The sequence below is a fragment of the Brevundimonas sp. 374 genome (assembly GCF_900102995.1).
Taxonomy (GTDB): Bacteria; Pseudomonadota; Alphaproteobacteria; order Caulobacterales; family Caulobacteraceae; genus Brevundimonas; species Brevundimonas vesicularis_C.
Map to the genome: position 1 here is coordinate 174,351 of NZ_FNKT01000001.1, position 17,935 is coordinate 192,285.

The following is a 17,935-nucleotide window of genomic DNA, read 5'->3' on the forward strand; positions in this document are numbered from 1 at the left end:
GGATGACCCAGTTCAACACGCGTAAGGCCGCCTTGGCCGCCGCATCGGCGCTAGCCATCAGCATGGCGGTCGTCGGCGGCGCGCAGGCGCAGAACGCAACGACGACCCTGCGCGGCGCCGTCTATGACGGCCAGACCGTCGAGACAGGTGCGATGGTCGTCGCGACCGAAGTCTCCACCGGTTATGCGACGCGCGCGCGCGTCGGCGCCGATGGTCGTTATGTTTTGTCCGGCCTGCGCCCTGGCACCTATCGCGTGCAGGTCACCAGCGCGGACGGCCAGACGGCGGAAGAAACCGTGACCCTGTCCTTGGGTCAGGTCGGCACGTTGAACTTGGATGTCGCCGGGACGACGGCCGCCACCGACGGCGCGACAGAGCTGGGCGACATCGTCGTCACCGGCCGCCGGGTCTTCGAGGTGCGCACGCCCGAAGTCGCCACCAACGTGACCCAGCAGCAGATCAATAACCTGCCTCAGATCAGCCGCAACTTCCTGAACTTCGCCGCCCTGGCGCCCGGTCTTCGCGTGACCGAGGACGACACCGAGCGGACGATCTCGGCCGGCGGTCAGACCGCTCAGGCGATCAACGTCTTCATCGACGGCCAGAACCGCAAGTCGCTGATCAACGACGGCGGCGTCGCGGGTCAGGACGATAGTCGCGGCACGCCGTTCCCGCAGGGCGCCGTGCAAGAGTTCCGCGTCATCAGCCAGAACTTCAAGGCGGAGTACGAACAGGCCGGTTCGGCCATCATCACCGCCGTCACGCGCTCGGGTACGAACGAGTTTCACGGCGACGTCTTCGCCTACTATCAGGATCCCGGCTGGATCGCTCAGGATGTGATTTCGGAACGTCGCGGCGACGCCAAGGCGCCTCTGAAGCGTATCCAGTACGGCGCCAGCCTGGGCGGCCCGATCATTCAGGACCGGCTGCACTTCTTCGGCGCCTATGAGCGCAAGGACGAAGAGCGCATTTCGCAGTCCTTCCTCAACCGCACCGAATACACCAGCTTCTTCGCCAACGACCTGGGCACAACCTCCACGCCTTACGAGCAAGACGTCTTCTTCGGCAAACTGTCCTGGCAGATCAACGACCGCCAACGGCTGGAGCTGAGCAGCGAGTACAAGACGGAAGAAGATATCCGCGGAGCGAGCGGCCAGAATGCGCCCAGCCGCGCGGCGCGCAACAACGGCGAAAATATCGCCTTCAATCTGCGCCATCAGTATCAGGGCGATCGCTTCCTTAACGAGTTCGCGATCGATTACTTCACGTCAAGCTATGAACAGTCGGTGATCAATGGGTCCGACTACGGGCGCCAGTACGTCATCTTCCGCGACGACAGCGCAGCGACGCCGGGGTTCCAGTATAACTTCAACAACCGCGACTCTACGGTATTCACGGCCGGCGGGCGGGCTGATGCTCAGTTCCTCGAGCAGAAGAGCACCACGATCCGTAACGATCTGACCATTCCAGATCTGGAGTGGATGGGTACGCACACGATCAAGATCGGTGCGAAATACTCGATGCAGAACTATTTCGTTCAGAAGGATTTCGGGCGTAACCCCACCTTTACCTACGACATCGAAGCTCGCCCCGAGATCAACGGCAGCCGCGATATCCCCGTCTCGGTTGACCTGGGAGTCGCTGTTCCGCCTGCGGACGTCGATAACAATGTTCTGGGCTTGTACATTCAGGACGACTGGCAGATCACCTCCAAGCTGGAGCTTAACCTCGGCATTCGCTGGGATTATGAGGACAATGCGGTCAACAACGACTACCGCACGCCCGATTCCATTCGCAACATGCTGGCCGCGATCCAGAACCTGCCGAACTACGACTTCCCGTCGTATTTCAATCCGGCGGATTATATCTCCGATGGTGATCGCAAGGCTTTCAAGGGTGCGTTTCAGCCGCGCTTCGGCTTCTCCTACGACGTCTTCGATGATGAGCGGACGGTCATCTTCGGCGGTGCAGGCCGCTATTACGATCGTATCGGCTTCAACTTCGCGTTCGACGAGCGGTTCAAGCCCTTCCAGTTCAACAAGACTATCTACTTCTCGAACACGGGCGGGCCTCGTGGCGGTGTCCAGACCATCGCCTGGAATCCGAGCTATCTGACGCCGCAGGGTCTTGATCCCCTGCTGGCGGCCAGCCCGGGCGCCGGCGAAGTCTTCCTGGTTCAGAACGATTTCGAGCCGCCTCGCACCGATCAGTTCAGCTTGGGCGTGCGCCAGAAGATCGGTATGTTCCAGACGGCGCTGACGCTTGCAGCCGGCAAGACGAGAGGCGAATCCAGCTGGTATATCGCCAATGCCCTGACGGAGACGGGCGGACGGTTCAACGGTCCGACGCCGGGATCGGTAGGCTTCCCGCAGTTCCGCAACCTGATCTTCTTCCAGAACACAGATAAAGAGCGCGACTACAAGGCGATCTACTTCACGGCCGACAAGCCCTACAACGCCGAAGATCGCTGGGGCGTGAACATCGCCTATACCTATATGGACGCCACCCAGAACGGCAGCCGCGACGCTGGCTATGGCGCCTTCGACTTCGATTACAATGTGCCTGGACAGTCGCCTGAGTTCCCGTCGAACACCGACGAAACGCATCGTATCGTGGCGTCCGGCACCATCGGTCTGCCGGCGGACTTCCTGCTGTCAGGCATCGTGACCTTGGGTTCGGGCTTGCCCTACACCGTGTTCGACTGCCCGAACGCTCCCGCCGGCGGCCCGAATATCTGCTGGAACGGCGGTCGCCCTGACAAGCGCGCCTTCTTGCCTGGTCTGAACTTCGCCTATCGCCAGATCGACTTGCGTCTGACGAAGGGCTTCGAAGTCTATGGCGGGCAGAAGGTGGAGTTCATCGTGGATGCGATCAACATCTTCAACTTCACCAACTACAAGTCCTTCGATCAGGGCTTCAACAGCCCGCGCTTCGGCATGGGCACGGAACAGTATCTGCCGACCCGCAGCTTCCAGGTCGGCCTGCGTTACTCCTTCTAAATCCTGAGCCTGGGCCGCCTCGTGCTTGTTGCGAGGCGGCCTTTCTTTTTCGATTGAGACCCAGTGAGCGTGCCCATGAATCGTCGAAACTTCCTGATGCGGACCACCACAGGTGCGGCGGCTCTGGCCGTTGGATTTCCGGTGATGGCGGCGGCGCAGCAGGCGGCGGCGACGGGGGCGATCAATGGGACGCAGAGACGGCCGATGCGGCTGGATCAGGAGATCGAGGAGCTTCAGGAGCGGACGTTCCGGTGGTTCGAGAAGGTCACGGATCGCAAGACCGGTCTGACGCCGGATCGCTGGCCGACGCCGTCCTTCTGTTCGGTGGCGGCGGTCGGCTTCGCCCTGACCTGCTGGCCGGTGGGCGTCGAGCGCGGCTGGATGAGCCGTGCCGAGGCGCGTGAGCGGACCCTGACGACGCTGCGCTTCTTCCATGATCTGCCGCAAGGTCCGGAGGCCAGCGGCACGGCGGGATACAAGGGCTTCTTCTACCACTTCCTGGATATGGAGACGGGGCTTCGCTACCGGACCAACGAACTTTCGACGGTCGATACGGCCCTGCTGATCGGCGGCATGTTGTTCGCCGCCCGCTACTTCGACAGCCGGCATGCGGACGAGGCGGAAATCCGTCAGAAGGCCCAGGCGATCTACGAACGGATCGAATGGCCGTGGGCCGTGATCCGCGACAACCGCATCACCATGGGCTGGCACCCCGAGAGCGGCTTCATTCCGTCCGACTGGCACGTCTACAACGAAGGGATGCTGGTCTTGCTGCTGGCCATCGGCAGCCCTACCCATCCGGTGTCGGTCAATGTCTGGCACGAATGGGCGGCCAGCTATGACGAGAGCTGGACCGATCGCTTGGGCAGCTGGCACCTGAATTTCGCGCCCATCTTCGGGCACCAGTACAGCCATATGTTCATCGACTTCCGCGGCATTCAGGACGCCTGGATGCGCGGGCAGTCAGCCCAGCTGGGCGAATACCTCGACTATTTCGAAAACAGCCGCCGCGCCGTCTACGCCCAGCAGAAATACGCCCACGACAACCCCGGCGGCTGGGCGGGCTATTCGTCCGAGGTCTGGGGGCTGACGGCGTGCGACGGGCCGGGCGACTTCAAACAGGTCATCGACGGCAAGGAGCGCGAGTTCTTCAGCTATTCCGCGCGCGGTCCCGGCGAGCGTGACGACGGCACCATCGCGCCGACGGCGGCGGCCAGCTCCATCGCCTTCGCGCCCGAGATCGTCGTTCCCTGCGTCAAGGCGATGAAGGCGCGCTATGGTGCGGGCGTCTATACCGAGTGGGGCTTCCTCGACAGCTTCAATCCGACACTGACGGTGCGCGACGGACCGCTGCAGCACGGCAGGATCGTGGACGGCGTGGGCTGGGTGGATGGCGACTATCTGGGCATCGACCAGGGGCCGATCGTCATCATGACCGAGAACCACAGGTCCGAGTTCGTCTGGCGCTATATGCGCGGCGAGCCAAATATCCGCCGCGCGCTCGACATCGCGGGCTTCACCGGCGGCTGGATGAACGGATGAGTTTGACGGCCCACAGGCCCCATCTTGATAGACGTGGCGCGCTGGCCCTGATGGCGGGAGGGGCGGCTGCGGCCTGTACTCCGCGCCGCGACGGCGAGACCGTGCTGCGCTTCTGGGCCATGGGCAATGAGGGCGGAACGGTGGGCCAGTTGATGCCCGAGTTCGAGCGCCGCAATCCGGGCGTCCGCGTCTCGGTCCAGCCCCTGCCGTGGACGGCCGCGCACGAAAAGCTGCTGACCGCCTATGCCGGGGCCTCGCTGCCGGACGTCAGCCAGATCGGCAATACCTGGGTGGCGGAGCTGACCGCCATCGGCGCCCTGTCGCCGACCCCGGCTGAGGCCGCGAACCTGCTGACCGACCAGTTTCCGGCGGTGCTGGAGACCAACGAGATCGCCGGCCGCGCCATGACCACGCCCTGGTATGTCGACACACGGCTGCTGTTCTATCGCAAGGATCTGCTGGGGCGGGCCGGCTTCGACGCGCCGCCCGAGGACTGGGCCGAATGGAAGCGGGCCATGCATGCGATCAAGCGTGTGGCCGGCGGCGACAACTACGCCATCCTGCTGCCGCTGAACGAGTTCGAGCAACTACTGACCTTCGGGCTTCAGATCGATGAGCCGCTGCTGAGGGATCGGGATACGCGCGGAAACTTCTCCAACCCCGGCTTCGTCTCGGCCTTGGCCTTCTACCGCAGCCTGTTCGACGAGCAGTTGGCGCCGCTGGCCTCGTCGACGCAGATTTCCAACGTCTGGACCGAGTTCGCCAAGGGCTATTTCAGCTTCTACTTCTCCGGCCCGTGGAGCGTGGGCGATTTCCGCAGCAAGCTGCCAGCGTCGTTCCAGCCGAACTGGGCCACGGCGGGCGTGCCGGGACCGAATGGCCTGGGCGCCTCGGCGCCGGGCGGGTCCAGCCTGGCGGTATTCAAATCCTCCCCGCACCAGGAGGCTGCCTGGGCCCTGGTCCGCTATCTGTCCGAGCCGGCGGTGCAGGCCCAGTTCAACACCATCGTCGGCGATCTGCCCGCACGTCAGAGCGCCTGGGACATCGCGGGCGTGGAGCGCGACCCGATGCTGGCGCCGTTCCGGGGGCAACTGGCGCGCGCCAAGGCCGTGCCCAAGGTGCCGGAATGGGAGCGGATCGTCACGGAGATGCAGATCGTCGCCGAACGGATGGTGCGTGGCGAATACACGCCAGAGGCCGCCGCCGCCGAGATCGACCGCCGCGCCGACCGCCTGCTGGAAAAGCGTCGCTGGATGATGGAACAGGGCAGGGCCGTATGACCGTCGTCGATCCCACTTTGACCAAGGCGGGGACGAAGGTCAGGCCGTCACGCGGACGCGGCGCGCGCGAACGGGCGGCCTGGGCCTTCGTCGCCCCGGCCATGCTCGCCATCGGCCTGTTCTTCGCCATTCCGGTGATCGCGGCCCTGCTGCTCAGCCTGACCGACTTCGACATCTATGCCTTGGCGAACCTGGACAATCTGCGGTTCGTCGGCTTGCAGAACTATGAGCGGCTGCTGACCAATCCCCTGTTCTGGGGGGCGATGAAGAACACCCTGACGTTTGCGGTGCTGGGCGTGCCCCTGTCCATCGCCGCGTCCCTGGCGGCGGCGGTGATCCTGAATGCGCGGGTCGTGAAGTGGCGGCCGATCTGGCGGGTGATGTTCTTCGCCCCCTATGTCACCACCCTGGTCGCGACGGCGGTGGTGTGGCGCTATCTGCTGCACACCCGATACGGCGTCATCAACTGGGGTCTGGAGAGCATCGGCCTGCCCGCCGTGGACTGGCTGGGCGACCCATCAACCTCCATCCCCGCCATCCTGATGTTCGTGGTCTGGAAGATCTTCGGCTACAATATGTTGATCTTCTTGGCGGTTCTTCAGACCGTGCCGGACGATCTGTACGAGGCCGCCCGCATCGACGGCGCCGGGCCGTGGAAGCAGTTCCGCCATGTGACCCTGCCGGCCATCGCGCCGACCATGCTGCTGGTGTCGATCATCTCGGTCGCCAGCTTCTTCCAGCTGTTCGCAGAACCTTATGTGATGACCCAAGGCGGACCGGCCCAGAGCACGGTGACGGTGCTATACTTCATGTACGAAGAGGGCTTCAAATGGTGGAATCTGGGCTCCGCCAGCGCCGTCGCCTTCGTCCTGTTCCTTTGCATCCTGGCGATCACCCTGGTCCAGCTGGCGGTCGCCAAGCGGGTGGGGGCGTATCAATGAAACTCCGCGCCATCCTGCTCAATCTGGCCGTCGGCCTCATCGCCATCATCGTCCTGTTCCCGCTGGTCTGGATGGTGTCGGTCAGCTTCATGGCGACCGGCGAGGCGGCGGTCTTCCCGCCGCCGCTGCTGCCCTCGCACTGGACGCTGGAGCACTACCGCGATCTGTTCCTAAACCAAGGCATGGGGCGGTATCTGTGGAACAGCTTCGCCCTGGCGACCTTGGCGACCATCCTGGCGCTCAGCTTCACCGTCCCGGCCGGCTACGCCTTCGCCAAGCTGAAGTTCGTCGGGCGCGAGCGGCTGTTCCAGTTCCTGGTCGCCGCCCTGGTGGTGCCGGCCCAGATCGGCACCCTGCCGCTGTTTCTGATGCTGAAGTCGATGGGGCTGGTGAACACCTATGCCGGCGCGCTGGTGCCGTGGCTGGCGTCCATCTTCGGCCTGTTCCTGGTGCGCCAGTATGCGTTGAGCATTCCCGACGAAATGTTGGAGGCCGCGCGGATCGACGGGGCCAGCGAGGGCCAGATCTTCCGCCGCGTGGTCCTGCCGACCTTGCAGCCGATCATCGTGACCCTGGGCCTGTTCGTTTTCCTGGGCAGTTGGAACGATTTCCTGTGGCCCCTCATCATCCTGACGGACCAATCGAATTACACCCTGCCGGTGGCGCTGGCGGCCCTGTCGCGCGAGCATGTGCAGGACATCGAACTGATGATGGCCGGCGCCGTCGTCACGGTCGCGCCCGTGCTGATCCTCTTCCTCGCCCTGCAACGCTACTATATCCGCGGCATGCTCGCGGGCAGCGTGAAGGGGTGACCAGAACTGCGAGTTTCGATGCGTAATCTCCTGCTGGCCGCCGCCTCGGTCCTGACCCTTGCTCTGGCCGCGCCCGCCGTCGCCCAGGAGACGCGCGTCCTCGACAGCATGGACGACGCGACGCGGTGGGAGGCCAGCGCCTCGACCGACGTTCACGCCGCCGTCTCCGCCGTCGCCGGCCATGACGGGAAAGCGGTGCGCCTCGACTACGATTTCGACGGCAAGGCGGGCTATGCGGTGCTCAGCCGGCCGCTGCCGTTCGACCTGCCCGAGAACTACGAGATCAGCTTCTGGGTGCGCGGCGCCGGCCCGACCAATACCTTCGAGGTCAAGCTGACCGACGTCTCGGCCGACAATGTCTGGTGGAAGCAGACGGCGCGCTACGACTTTCCCGACGGCTGGGCCAAGTTCGTGATCAAGCGCCGTCAGGTCTCCAAAGCCTGGGGACCAAGCCCTGAAACCGTCCTGCGGCGCGCCGAGCGGGTCGAGTTCGTCGTGGTCGCGGCCGAGGGCGGCAAAGGCTCGGTCGAGATCGACCAACTGACCCTGCGCGCCCTGCCGGTCGATCCGCCGGTTCCGCCCCAGCCGATCGCCAGCGATGGGCGCACGGCGTCGACCGCCGCCAACGCCGTCGATCTCGACCCGAAAACCGCCTGGACCCCGCCGGTGGGCGAGGCGTCGGCCCTGACGCTGGACCTGGGCTACGAACGCGAGTTTGGCGGCCTGACCCTGCGCTGGGGCGAGCGGGGCGCGGCGAGCGACTATCGCGTTTCCGCCTCGATCGACGGGCGCGACTGGCGCGAACTGGCGACGGTCACGAGCGGCAACGGCGGCGTCGATTGGCTGCGGACGCCCGAGGCGACGGTGCGCTGGCTGAGACTTGAGCCGCTAAAGCCCGTTCCCGCCTCCGATGTGGTCGGCTCGTCCGGCGCGGGCCAACGACTGGGTGCGACCCAGGCTACGACCTATGCGCTGAACGAGATCGAGGTCGAGCCGCTGGCCTTCGGCGCGGACCGCACGGTGTTTCTGGAAGCCGTGGCCAAGGAAAACCGGCGCGGCCTTTACCCGCGCGGCTTCTCCGGCGAGCAGTCCTACTGGACCCTGGTTGGTGTCGATGGGGGCGGGGAGAGCGGCCTGATCGGCGAGGACGGCGCCATCGAACTGCGTCGCGCCGGACCCAGTATCGAACCCTTCGTGGTCGACAACGGGCGGCTGATCACCTGGGCCGACGTCAATATCGAACAGGGGCTGAAGGACGGCGACCTGCCTATCCCGTCTGTGACCTGGACCGCCGACGACTGGACGCTGAAGATCACCAGCTTCGCCGACGGGCAGGCCGATCAGGCGCAGCTCTGGGGCCGTTACGACCTGACCAACACCTCCAGCCGGCCGCGCACCCTGACGCTGGCCCTGGCGGCGCGCCCGATGCAGGTGAATGCGCCGCGTCAGTTCTTGGCCATTCCAGGCGGGGTCAGTCCGGTGGAGACGATCGGCTGGGACGGCGCCGAACTGAAGCTGAACGACACGGTTCGGGTGCAGCCGTTGGCGGCCCCGGATCAGGTCGCGCTAGCGACCTTCGACGCCGGCAGTGACCCGCAGTCCCTGATTCTGCCGTCTGCGCGGCGACCGGCCGCCGAGGTCATGACGACGATCGACGCCACGGGTCTGGCCGCTGGCGCCCTGACCTATGAGGTGACGCTGCAACCGGGCGAGACGCGCACGGTCGGATGGGTGTCGCAGCTATCCGGCGACGCTTTGGCGCCCGAGCCGGTAGGGCAGGCGGCGGCTGTGCTGGACGGGGTCGAGACCCGGGTGGCGGCCGAATGGCGCGCGAAACTGGATCGGGTCGAACTGACCCTGCCACCCGCCGCCCAGCGGATCGAGGACGCGCTGAAATCGTCGCTGGCCCATATGCTGATGTCGCGTCAGGGGCCGATCCTTCAGCCGGGCACACGCAGCTACAACCGCTCCTGGATCCGCGACGGCGCCATGATGGCCGAGGGGTTGAACCGGTTGGGCATGGCCGAGCATTCCGCCGACTATCTGCGCTGGTACGCCCCCTATGTGTTCGAGAACGGCAAGGTGCCGTGCTGCGTCGATGCGCGCGGCGCCGATCCGGTGCCCGAGAACGACAGCCACGGCGAGTTCGTCTTCCTGGCCGCCGAAACCTATCGCTACACCAGGGACGAAGCCCTGCTGCGCCAGGTCTGGCCGCAGGTGCAAAAGGCGATTGCCTATATGGACGCGCTGCGCGCCTCGACCCGGACGACGGCCTTCCAAACGCCGGACCAGCGTCACCTATATGGCCTGCTGCCGCCGACGATCAGCCACGAGGGCTATTCGGACAAGGCGGCCTATTCCTACTGGGACGATTTCTGGGGCCTGCTGGGCTACAAGGACGCGGTCTTCATCGCCGAAACCCTGGGCGATGCGGAGGCCGCGGCTCGCTATGCGGCGGCGCGCGATCAGTTCGCCGCCGACATCCGGGCGTCGATCACGGCGACGGCGGCCCACCATGGCATCGACTGGATCGCGGGCGCGGCCGACCGGGGTGATTTCGACGCCACCTCCACCACCATCGCCCTTTCGCCGGCGGGCGAACAGGATCATCTGCCGCCCGAGCTTCTGTCGCGAACCTTCGATCGTTACTGGGAAAACTTCCAGAACCGTCTGACCAATCGCACGGCGTGGAAGGACTACACCCCCTACGAATGGCGGCTGGTCGGCGCCTATGTGCGGTTGGGTCGGAAGGACCGGGCGCTGGATGTGCTGGACTTCCTGATGGCCGACCGCCGGCCCGAGGCCTGGAACGGCTGGGCCGAGGTCGTGGGCCGCGAAAAGCGCGAGCCGCGCTTCATCGGCGATATGCCGCACGCCTGGATCAGCTCGGACTATATCCGCTCGGCGCTGGATCTATTCGCATATGAGCGCGACCGCGATCATGCGCTGGTGCTGGCGGCCGGCGTGCCGGAGGCGTGGCTGGACACCCCCGAGGGGGTCGGCGTGCGGGATCTGCGCACCGCCTATGGGCCGCTGACCTACGCTTACCGCAAGGAAAGGCGCGGCTATGTGCTCACCCTAGGCGACGGCGCGACTCCGCCCGGCGGATTCGTGCTGCAATGGCCGGCGGGTCAGGGGCGGCCGGAGCGCGTTCGGATCGACGGCCGCACAGCGACGTGGTCGGGCGACGAGCTGGTCATTCCGGCAGGGGCGCGGCGGGTTGTTCTGAACTGAGCCTTCTCTCTTGAAACGGAGGGGTTAGAGCCGCCTGAAGGCTTTCCCGTCCGCGTCGAACAGATGCGCCTGGTTTGCGGGCGCATGCAGCGTCAGTCGCTCGCCCGCCTTGGCCCGCAATTCGCCCGCCAGCTGAACCGTCAGCGTGTCTGGCGTCGCCGGATGTTTCAGATGCGCCATGGTCGTGGCGCCCAGGGTCTCGACGAACATGACCTCGGCGCTCAGGCCGTCGCCGTCGTCGTTGAGGGTCAGATGCTCGGGGCGGACGCCCAGCGTCACGTTATCGCCGGGCTTGGCCGAAGCGGCGTTCACGGCGATCCGGATCGGCTCGCCGGCCGTCGTCTTCACCGTCGCGCCGGTCGCCGAGGCCTCCACGATCTCGGCGGTCAGCAAGTTCATCTTCGGGCTGCCGATGAAGCCGGCGACGAACAGATTGGCGGGGTGCTCGTACACGTCCATGGGCGCACCGACCTGTTCGATGCGGCCGCCGTTCAGCACCACGATCCGGTCCGCCAGGGTCATGGCCTCGACCTGGTCGTGGGTAACGTAGATCATGGTGGTCTTCAGCTCGGCATGCAGCCGTGCGAACTCATAGCGCATCCGCACGCGCAGGGCGGCGTCCAGGTTCGACAGGGGCTCGTCGAACAGGAAGACCTCGGGCTCGCGCACGATGGCGCGGCCGATGGCGACGCGCTGGCGCTGGCCGCCGGACATCGCCTTGGGCTTGCGATCCAGGTAGTCGGTGATGCTAAGCGCCTCGGCGGCGGCGCGCACGCGGCGATCGATCTCGCCCTTGTCCGTCTTGGCCAGCTTCAGGCCGAAGGCCATGTTCTCGTAGGCGGTCATGTGCGGATAGAGCGCATAGGACTGGAACACCATGGCGATGCCCCGGTCCGACGGCGAAAGGTCGTTGACCACGCGGTCGTCGATCAGAACCTGGCCCGTCGTCGCCTCTTCCAGACCGGCGATGGTGCGCAGCAGGGTGGACTTGCCGCAGCCCGAGGGGCCGACGAAGACGACGAACTCGCCGTCGGCGATCTCCAGATCGACGCCCTTCAGCACCTCGACGGCGCCGAACGCCTTCTTTACGTCGACCAGACGGACGTTCGCCATGCTTCCTGATTTCCTGACCCGCTTTTGTTTTGCTGCACCGTAACCGGTTACATCGCAGGATCAATGGCGCACGATGTCTCGCCGACAACTGAAATTGCAAAACTGCAAAATTGGGCTTTCGCAAAAACGACGCGCTGGATAGAAGCCCGCTGCCAATCGCGGGGGAGTATCCGAATGACAAAGCGCAACGTCTTGATGACGACAGCCTCGATCGTCTGGCTGGCGACGGCTGCGGCCGCCCAGGCCCAGGAGGCGTCGCGCGTGGGCGATGTGGTCGTCACCGGCTCCCGGATCGCCGGCGGCGAGCGGATCGCCCCGGTAGAGACTGTGGCCCGCGAAACCATCGCCGCCGCCGGCATCGCCGATGCCTCTCAGCTGGTCCGGCTGGTCACTGCCAACTCGGGCTCGGAGGCCCAGGTCGATCAGCTGAACCAGCCGCAGAGTTCGGGCACGGCCCAGTTCACCCTGCGCAATCTCGGCCTCGGCTCGACCCTTGTCCTGGTGGACGGCCAGCGCTGGACCAACAGCGCCGTGGTGGCGACGGACGGCTCGGGCTTCGTCGATATCAACTCGCTGGTTCCGATGATCGCGCTTCAGCGGGTCGAGGTGGTCAAGGACGGCGCCTCGGCGGTCTATGGCTCGGACGCGGTGGCGGGCGTGGTCAACTTCATCACCCGGCGGGGCGTGGACCGCCCCGAGGTCAGCGCCAAATACGCCGTCGCCGACGGGTCGGAAGAGAGCGTGATCGAGGCGCTCGGCGGGCTTCGCCTGCTGGGCGGCGACCTGACGCTGGCGGCCTCGCATTTCCATCGTTCGGCCCTTGGGTCGGACGAGCGGGACTTCACCCAGGCGGAACGCTATGGACGCGCCGCCTGGACAGCCGTGACCAGCTATGGCCAGCCGGGCTCCTATTTCCGTCCCAGCCGCAATGGGTTTTCGCCCGATCCGGCGTGCGGCGATCCGGCGTTCGGCAGCGCCTATCGGAACTCGCCCACGGACGCCTTCTGCCGGCTGGACTATTCGGACTTCTTCGATCTGGTCCCGGAGGAGACGCGCACGCAGCTGTTCGCGGATTACCGGCGGCCTGTGGGCGACATGACCCTGTCGCTGCAAGGGGCGTGGTCGGCGACGAACACCATCGCGCGCCAGTCGCCGTCGCTGCCGATCCTGGCGCGGTCGCTGACGGTGCCGGCGACCCATCCCGACAATCCGTTCGGCGAGGCGGTGCTGTTCCGGGGGCGGCTGCTGGGGGCGGAGGCCGGCGCGTCGCAGGCGGAGTTCGACTATCGCACCTGGCGGCTGGCGGCCGGGCTTGATGGACGCTTCGGCAATGGCTGGACCTGGAACCTGTCGGCGACCAACAGCCGTCAGCACGTCGCCTACGACAAGCCCGACACCATCGGCAGCGCCTTGCAGAATGCGCTGAACGGCCTGGGCGGGGCGGGCTGCAATCCCGCGACGGGGACGCCCGGCGTCGGCGCCTGCCAGTATTTCAACCCGTTCGGCACCGCTTATCTGGGGAGCGGAACGGCGAACGGCGCTGGCCTGATCGACAGCCTGATCGGCTCGACCGGTCTGCGGGGCGCGGCGACCCTGACGACCGCGGACGCCTCGACCAGCGGGGAGGCCCTGGCCTGGGTCGGCGGGTCGGTCGATGTCGCCGTCGGCGCCCAGTATCGCCGCAGCGGCTTCCGTCACGACTGGAGCGATCTGGTGAACCGGGGCGATCTGCTGACGGCGGGCGTGTCGCCGGATTTCGAGGGCGATCAGGAAGCCGTGGCCGCCTTCGCCGAAGCCCGCCTCCACCTGGGCGACCGGATCGAGGCGCAGTTGGCCGGGCGCTACGAATCCTACGACGGCGACGAGGGCCGGTTCAGCCCCAAGGCCGCGTTCCGGTGGGACGTCACCGACGCCCTGGCCCTGCGCGTGTCGTGGGGGCAGGGGTTCCGGGCGCCGTCGGTCTATGCCCAGTCGGGGGCGCAGGCGTCGCAGCCGTCGGTGTTCGATCGGGGGGCGTTCGTTTTCGTCAACACCCTGACCTCGGGCCGGGCCGACCTGAAGCCCGAGAAGTCCGAGAGCCTGAACCTGGGCGCGGTCTGGACGCCGATCGAGGGGCTGGAACTGGGCGTGGACGCTTGGCGGTTCGACTATGCTGATCAGGTGGTCAAGGAGTCGGCCCAGGCCATCATCAACCAGGCGGCGGCCGATACGGCGGCGGGGCGGACCGGCACGGAGGCGCAGAGCCGCATCACCCGCTCGGCCAGCGGCGCCCTGACCTTCGTGCAGCTGTATTTCGTCAACGCCTCGTCCATCGAGACCCAAGGGATCGACTTGTCGGCCCGCTATCGGCGCGGTCTGTGGGGCGGGGAGGCGACGGCCTCGGCGACCTGGACCTATGTGGGCGCCTATGACATCCGGCTGGACGCGTCGGCCGCGAAGGTATCGGGCGTCGGTTCGACCAACCTGAACAACATCGGCCGGTCCCTGCCACGCAATCGCGGGGAATTCGGCCTAGGCTGGAGCGGCGGGCCGAACGCGTTGACGGCCCTGGTCCACTATACCGACGGATACGCCAACGACCGCAGCGGCATCACCGACGCCAGCATCGCCAGCCAGACGACGGTCGATCTGCTCTACCGCCGCACGATCGGCGCTGACCTGGATCTGGCGGTCGGGGTGGTCAATGTGGCCGATAAGGCCCCGCCGATGACGCAGTTCGCCCTGGGCTATGACCCGGTCGTGGCCGATCCGCGCGGACGGGTGGTCAGCATCGGCCTGAGCAAGCGGTTCTGATCGGCGGTTGCGCGGTCAACCGGGCGGTGTATGCATCCCCTGGGGGAGAATCCGATGACCGACGGCGAGACGACGCGCAAGCAGGCGTTCAAGGACCTTTCCGAGGACGCGCTGGGCTTTGGCGGCGCGGAGGTGCGGACCGCGCGCGACCTGCTGGTGCGGCCCCGGTTGGTGCTGCAGGCCTGGATGATCGAGGGGCCGACCGGGGGCGGGCGTTACGCCAAGCCGTTGAAGCTGTATCTGGCGCTGAACGCGATCCTGATGCTGATCGTGTTTTTGCGCGGGGGCTTGAGTTTCTACCTGGAAGGCATGCCGGCTGACGTATTGAACCCCCTGCTTCAGGAAGCGGGCAAGTCGCGCGACGCCTTCATGTCCGACGCCGACGGCTGGATGTCGTTGGTGGCCGTGCCGATCATGGCGCCGCTCTATGCCCTGGCGGCCATGCCGCTGTTTCGCCTGTGGGACGCCGAGGACCTGGGCCTGAGATGCGGATTCCGCGCGGCCTTCGCCTATCTGAACGCCTGGACCGTGCCGATGCTGCCGCTGGCCTGGTTCATGTTCAGCCCCGGCCCGCTGGCTGCGGCGTGCAGCCTTTTGACGCTGGTGCTGGGCATCGTGGCCTTCATGCGGATGGGGCGGGGACGGTGGTATCGGGGCGTAGTTCCCGGCCTGGCCAAGGGCCTGGTCGTGATGACGGCCATCGGTCTGTCCAGCGTCGTTGCGACCTTTATCGTGATGGTCATCGGCGTCTTCGCCGGGTTCGCGGCCTAGACGGTCGCCTGACAAAAACACCGTCTAATTCGTCTAATTCGTCTGAAGTCAGCGACCGAGCGAAATTGCACGGCGCGGGAAAAAGGCGTGCAAAGTGCAAGGTGGTGCAATTCCTGAGCGCTGCTGTTTTCAAAGACCCGTCGACATCATAATCCCGTTCGGGGATGCGTCAGGTCGATTGACGAAGGCCGTCTCTAAGCGCCCGACACTAAAGGGGATTTGTCGGCGAACAATGACGGCAAGGGTGGGCGCCTCTGAGTGTGGATCGGTCGTCGCTCTGCATCTGTCTCGAAACCTCATTTTCGGTAGTTGCCTTGTCGACAGGGGCGCGAGCGAGGGCGACAGTGTTCGCTGAAGCCTCTGATGGTCTGCAATGTCTCTGCGTTTACAAGCCGCTCAGGTCGCTTGGCTGAATACGAAGCTGACCCTCGATTTCATCGCCGCATCCCGCACCTGGATCGACGAGGATCTGATATCCGCCCTGCTGACCGCGGGCGTCGTGGATGCAAACGTCAGAGGCGCCGACGACGAAGGCGCGACACGCGACTCTTCCATTGGAGCCGGCATTTTGCCGAACGCCCTGCGGCGGCCTGTGAATGCAATCAGCATCGCCATGTCCCTGGGCGTGCCGCGCGAGAGCGCACGCACCAAACTGGCGGGATTGGTGGAGCGTGGCGTGCTGGTGCGGACCGACGGCGGCTTCGTCTTGCGCGCCGAGGTGTCGCAGTCGAAGCCATTCAAGTCCGCGATGGAAGCCTTCCTTCTGGCCACGGTGGAGTTCGTCGATGGGCTGGCGATTCTGAATGCATGCGGCGCCCGCGACGGCGACCGGGTCGTCACCCCAGTCTGGCCTGTCGCAGGCTTGGCGACGCGGCTGATGACGGCGCACGTCCTGAAAGGAATCCAGCACGCCCGATCGCTGAAGCCCGAAATCAGCCTGACGACGCACTACGTCCTTCTTTGGCTGTCGCATCTCACCGGAAGCGCCTTGAGGGTTGTTCAGGAGCCGGACGCCGGCCGTCTTGGCCCCCTGAACCCGCCGTTCGGGCCGGTGAGCGTGATCGAGGTCGCCAAGGCCGCCAGAATGGACGACGAAACGGTTCGCAGGCACCTGGGTCAGCTTGAAAAGGCAGGCCTGGTCATCCGGGTCGCGGGCAAGAGAGACATCAATCTGCCGGATCAGACCCTGGTCGCGAACTGGCTCGATTTCCAAAGCCGGACGATCCTCGGCACGCAGCAACTGGTTCGGAAACTCTATGTCGCGGGCGTGATCGTCGATCGGCCAAGCGAAACCATTCGATTGTTCTGAACGACGATGATGAGGTTCGCATCACAGATCGATGCTGGGGCTGCATTCGTCGGTTGCTCGTCGAATGCCGTCGTCAACAGGGGCCGCACCGATGCCAGCCCTTATTGATGCGTTCGACTGGGCGACGACGCCCCTTGGGCCAAAGCGCGATTGGTCGCCCGCGCTGAGCATTACCTATGACATGATGATGGGAATGGGTTTCGCGGCCAGCGTCATGTGGGGCCCGGAGCGCACCTTGCTCTACAACGGCGCCTATATTCCGCTGCTCGGACAAAAGCATCCGAGCGCCCTGGGCCGTCCTCTGGACCAGGTCTGGCATGAGGTGTGGGACGATTTGCGCCCTCTGACGGAGCGCGCGCTGGCAGGCGAAACCGTTTTTCTGGAAGACCTGCCGCTGACGATGGTTCGAAACGGCTATTCGGAAGACACCTGCTGGGTGCTGTCCTACAGCCCCGTGCGGGACGGCGACGCGATCGTCGGCATTCTCAATATCGCCATCGAAACGACCGAGCGGGTGCGAGGCGAACAACACCGTCAGATGCTGGTCGACGAATGCGGCCACCGGGTGAAGAACACGCTGGCCCTGGTTCAAGCGGTCGCCCGCAGCACCTTGTCGGGCGTCGATCGTGACGTGCTGGAGCGTTTTGACGAGCGACTGAACGCCATCGCCAAGACCCAGCAGACGCTGGATGAAAAGGCTTGGAATGGCGGCGACCTCGGTGAGATCGTTCGCGACGCGGTCGGTAATTTGGTGCGCAGGCCGGTTTCCATCTCGGGGCCGTCGGTGCACCTGTCGCCGCGTGTGGCGCAGACGGTCGCCTTGATCATCCACGAGCTGACGACGAACGCGTTCAAGCATGGCGCCCTCGCGAAGCCCGGCGGCCGCGTCTCGGTCGATTGGCGGCTGGATGAGGGTGAACTTGTCCTGACGTGGATCGAAGGCGGGGGCGCGCCGGCCCATCCGCCGCTCAAGACCGGCTTTGGCGTCAAACTGCTCGCGAGAGGCCTGCTGGGGTGCGGCGGCGCGGATCTTCGTTACGGCGTAGAGGGGTTTTCGGCGACGTTCACAGCGCCGGCGTCGCGTCTGACCGACAGTTGACGATGCTCGGCGAGGGGGCGAAAGCGGCTGCATCCGCTTGAT

Annotated in this window: 11 protein-coding genes; 10 read left to right on the forward strand and 1 reads right to left on the reverse strand. The window is 65.6% G+C overall.

Going from position 1 to position 17,935, the window contains the following annotated elements; all coding sequences use genetic code 11:
- The first annotated feature begins 2 nt into the window (after window positions 1–2).
- From BLR19_RS00775 to BLR19_RS00800, 6 genes are all read left to right on the forward strand, one after another.
- Window positions 3–2,999: a TonB-dependent receptor gene (locus tag BLR19_RS00775; protein WP_091746078.1), complete on the forward strand. Its 2,997-nt coding sequence runs from the start codon at window positions 3–5 to the stop codon at window positions 2,997–2,999.
- Between the two features lie 75 nt (window positions 3,000–3,074).
- Entirely contained in the window at window positions 3,075–4,541 is a 1,467-nt protein-coding gene (locus BLR19_RS00780; RefSeq protein WP_091746081.1) for a glucoamylase family protein, read from the forward strand.
- Entirely contained in the window at window positions 4,538–5,821 is a 1,284-nt protein-coding gene (locus tag BLR19_RS00785) for an extracellular solute-binding protein (protein ID WP_218119293.1), read from the forward strand. The genes BLR19_RS00780 and BLR19_RS00785 overlap by 4 nt, the downstream gene beginning before the upstream one ends.
- Window positions 5,818–6,762 (forward strand): carbohydrate ABC transporter permease, encoded by a 945-nt coding sequence (locus tag BLR19_RS00790; protein ID WP_218119294.1) that lies wholly within the window; start codon window positions 5,818–5,820, stop codon window positions 6,760–6,762. The genes BLR19_RS00785 and BLR19_RS00790 overlap by 4 nt, the downstream gene beginning before the upstream one ends.
- Window positions 6,759–7,574 (forward strand): carbohydrate ABC transporter permease, encoded by an 816-nt coding sequence (locus BLR19_RS00795; protein WP_091746087.1) that lies wholly within the window; start codon window positions 6,759–6,761, stop codon window positions 7,572–7,574. Before BLR19_RS00790 ends, BLR19_RS00795 begins: the two co-directional genes overlap by 4 nt.
- Window positions 7,575–7,592: 18 nt before the next feature.
- Window positions 7,593–10,808 carry a discoidin domain-containing protein gene (locus BLR19_RS00800; protein ID WP_091746090.1) on the forward strand — a complete coding sequence of 1,072 codons (3,216 nt, stop codon included), beginning with the start codon at window positions 7,593–7,595 and terminating at the stop codon, window positions 10,806–10,808.
- 24 nt (window positions 10,809–10,832) lie between these two features.
- Here BLR19_RS00800 and BLR19_RS00805 read toward each other — a convergent pair whose 3' ends face one another.
- Window positions 10,833–11,921 carry an ABC transporter ATP-binding protein gene (locus BLR19_RS00805; RefSeq protein WP_091746095.1) on the reverse strand — a complete coding sequence of 363 codons (1,089 nt, stop codon included), beginning with the start codon at window positions 11,919–11,921 and terminating at the stop codon, window positions 10,833–10,835.
- A 174-nt stretch (window positions 11,922–12,095) separates the two neighbouring features.
- Here BLR19_RS00805 and BLR19_RS00810 point away from each other — a divergent pair, with 174 nt between their 5' ends.
- From BLR19_RS00810 to BLR19_RS00825, 4 genes are all read left to right on the forward strand, one after another.
- Window positions 12,096–14,714, forward strand: coding sequence for a TonB-dependent receptor plug domain-containing protein (locus tag BLR19_RS00810; protein ID WP_091746097.1), 2,619 nt, complete (start codon window positions 12,096–12,098; stop codon window positions 14,712–14,714).
- A 54-nt stretch (window positions 14,715–14,768) separates the two neighbouring features.
- The gene (locus BLR19_RS00815) at window positions 14,769–15,485 is read left to right on the forward strand and encodes a hypothetical protein (protein ID WP_091749005.1); all 717 of its coding nucleotides are present in this window, start codon (window positions 14,769–14,771) and stop codon (window positions 15,483–15,485) included.
- 373 nt (window positions 15,486–15,858) lie between these two features.
- Entirely contained in the window at window positions 15,859–16,794 is a 936-nt protein-coding gene (locus BLR19_RS00820) for a winged helix-turn-helix domain-containing protein (protein ID WP_091746100.1), read from the forward strand.
- A 31-nt stretch (window positions 16,795–16,825) separates the two neighbouring features.
- Complete coding sequence (locus BLR19_RS00825; RefSeq protein ID WP_091746103.1) at window positions 16,826–17,893, forward strand: sensor histidine kinase; 1,068 nt, start codon at window positions 16,826–16,828, stop codon at window positions 17,891–17,893.
- The last annotated feature ends 42 nt before the right edge of the window (window positions 17,894–17,935 follow it).

Bases quoted from the DNA above. Each gene is read 5' to 3' on its own strand.
- BLR19_RS00775 (WP_091746078.1), top strand. From the start codon at position 3: ATGACCCAGTTCAACACGCGTAAGGCCGCCTTGGCCGCCGCATCGGCG.
- BLR19_RS00780 (WP_091746081.1), top strand. From the start codon at position 3,075: ATGAATCGTCGAAACTTCCTGATGCGGACCACCACAGGTGCGGCGGCT.
- BLR19_RS00785 (WP_218119293.1), top strand. From the start codon at position 4,538: ATGAGTTTGACGGCCCACAGGCCCCATCTTGATAGACGTGGCGCGCTG.
- BLR19_RS00790 (WP_218119294.1), top strand. From the start codon at position 5,818: ATGACCGTCGTCGATCCCACTTTGACCAAGGCGGGGACGAAGGTCAGG.
- BLR19_RS00795 (WP_091746087.1), top strand. From the start codon at position 6,759: ATGAAACTCCGCGCCATCCTGCTCAATCTGGCCGTCGGCCTCATCGCC.
- BLR19_RS00800 (WP_091746090.1), top strand. From the start codon at position 7,593: ATGCGTAATCTCCTGCTGGCCGCCGCCTCGGTCCTGACCCTTGCTCTG.
- BLR19_RS00805 (WP_091746095.1), bottom strand. From the start codon at position 11,921: ATGGCGAACGTCCGTCTGGTCGACGTAAAGAAGGCGTTCGGCGCCGTC.
- BLR19_RS00810 (WP_091746097.1), top strand. From the start codon at position 12,096: ATGACAAAGCGCAACGTCTTGATGACGACAGCCTCGATCGTCTGGCTG.
- BLR19_RS00815 (WP_091749005.1), top strand. From the start codon at position 14,769: ATGACCGACGGCGAGACGACGCGCAAGCAGGCGTTCAAGGACCTTTCC.
- BLR19_RS00820 (WP_091746100.1), top strand. From the start codon at position 15,859: ATGTCTCTGCGTTTACAAGCCGCTCAGGTCGCTTGGCTGAATACGAAG.
- BLR19_RS00825 (WP_091746103.1), top strand. From the start codon at position 16,826: ATGCTGGGGCTGCATTCGTCGGTTGCTCGTCGAATGCCGTCGTCAACA.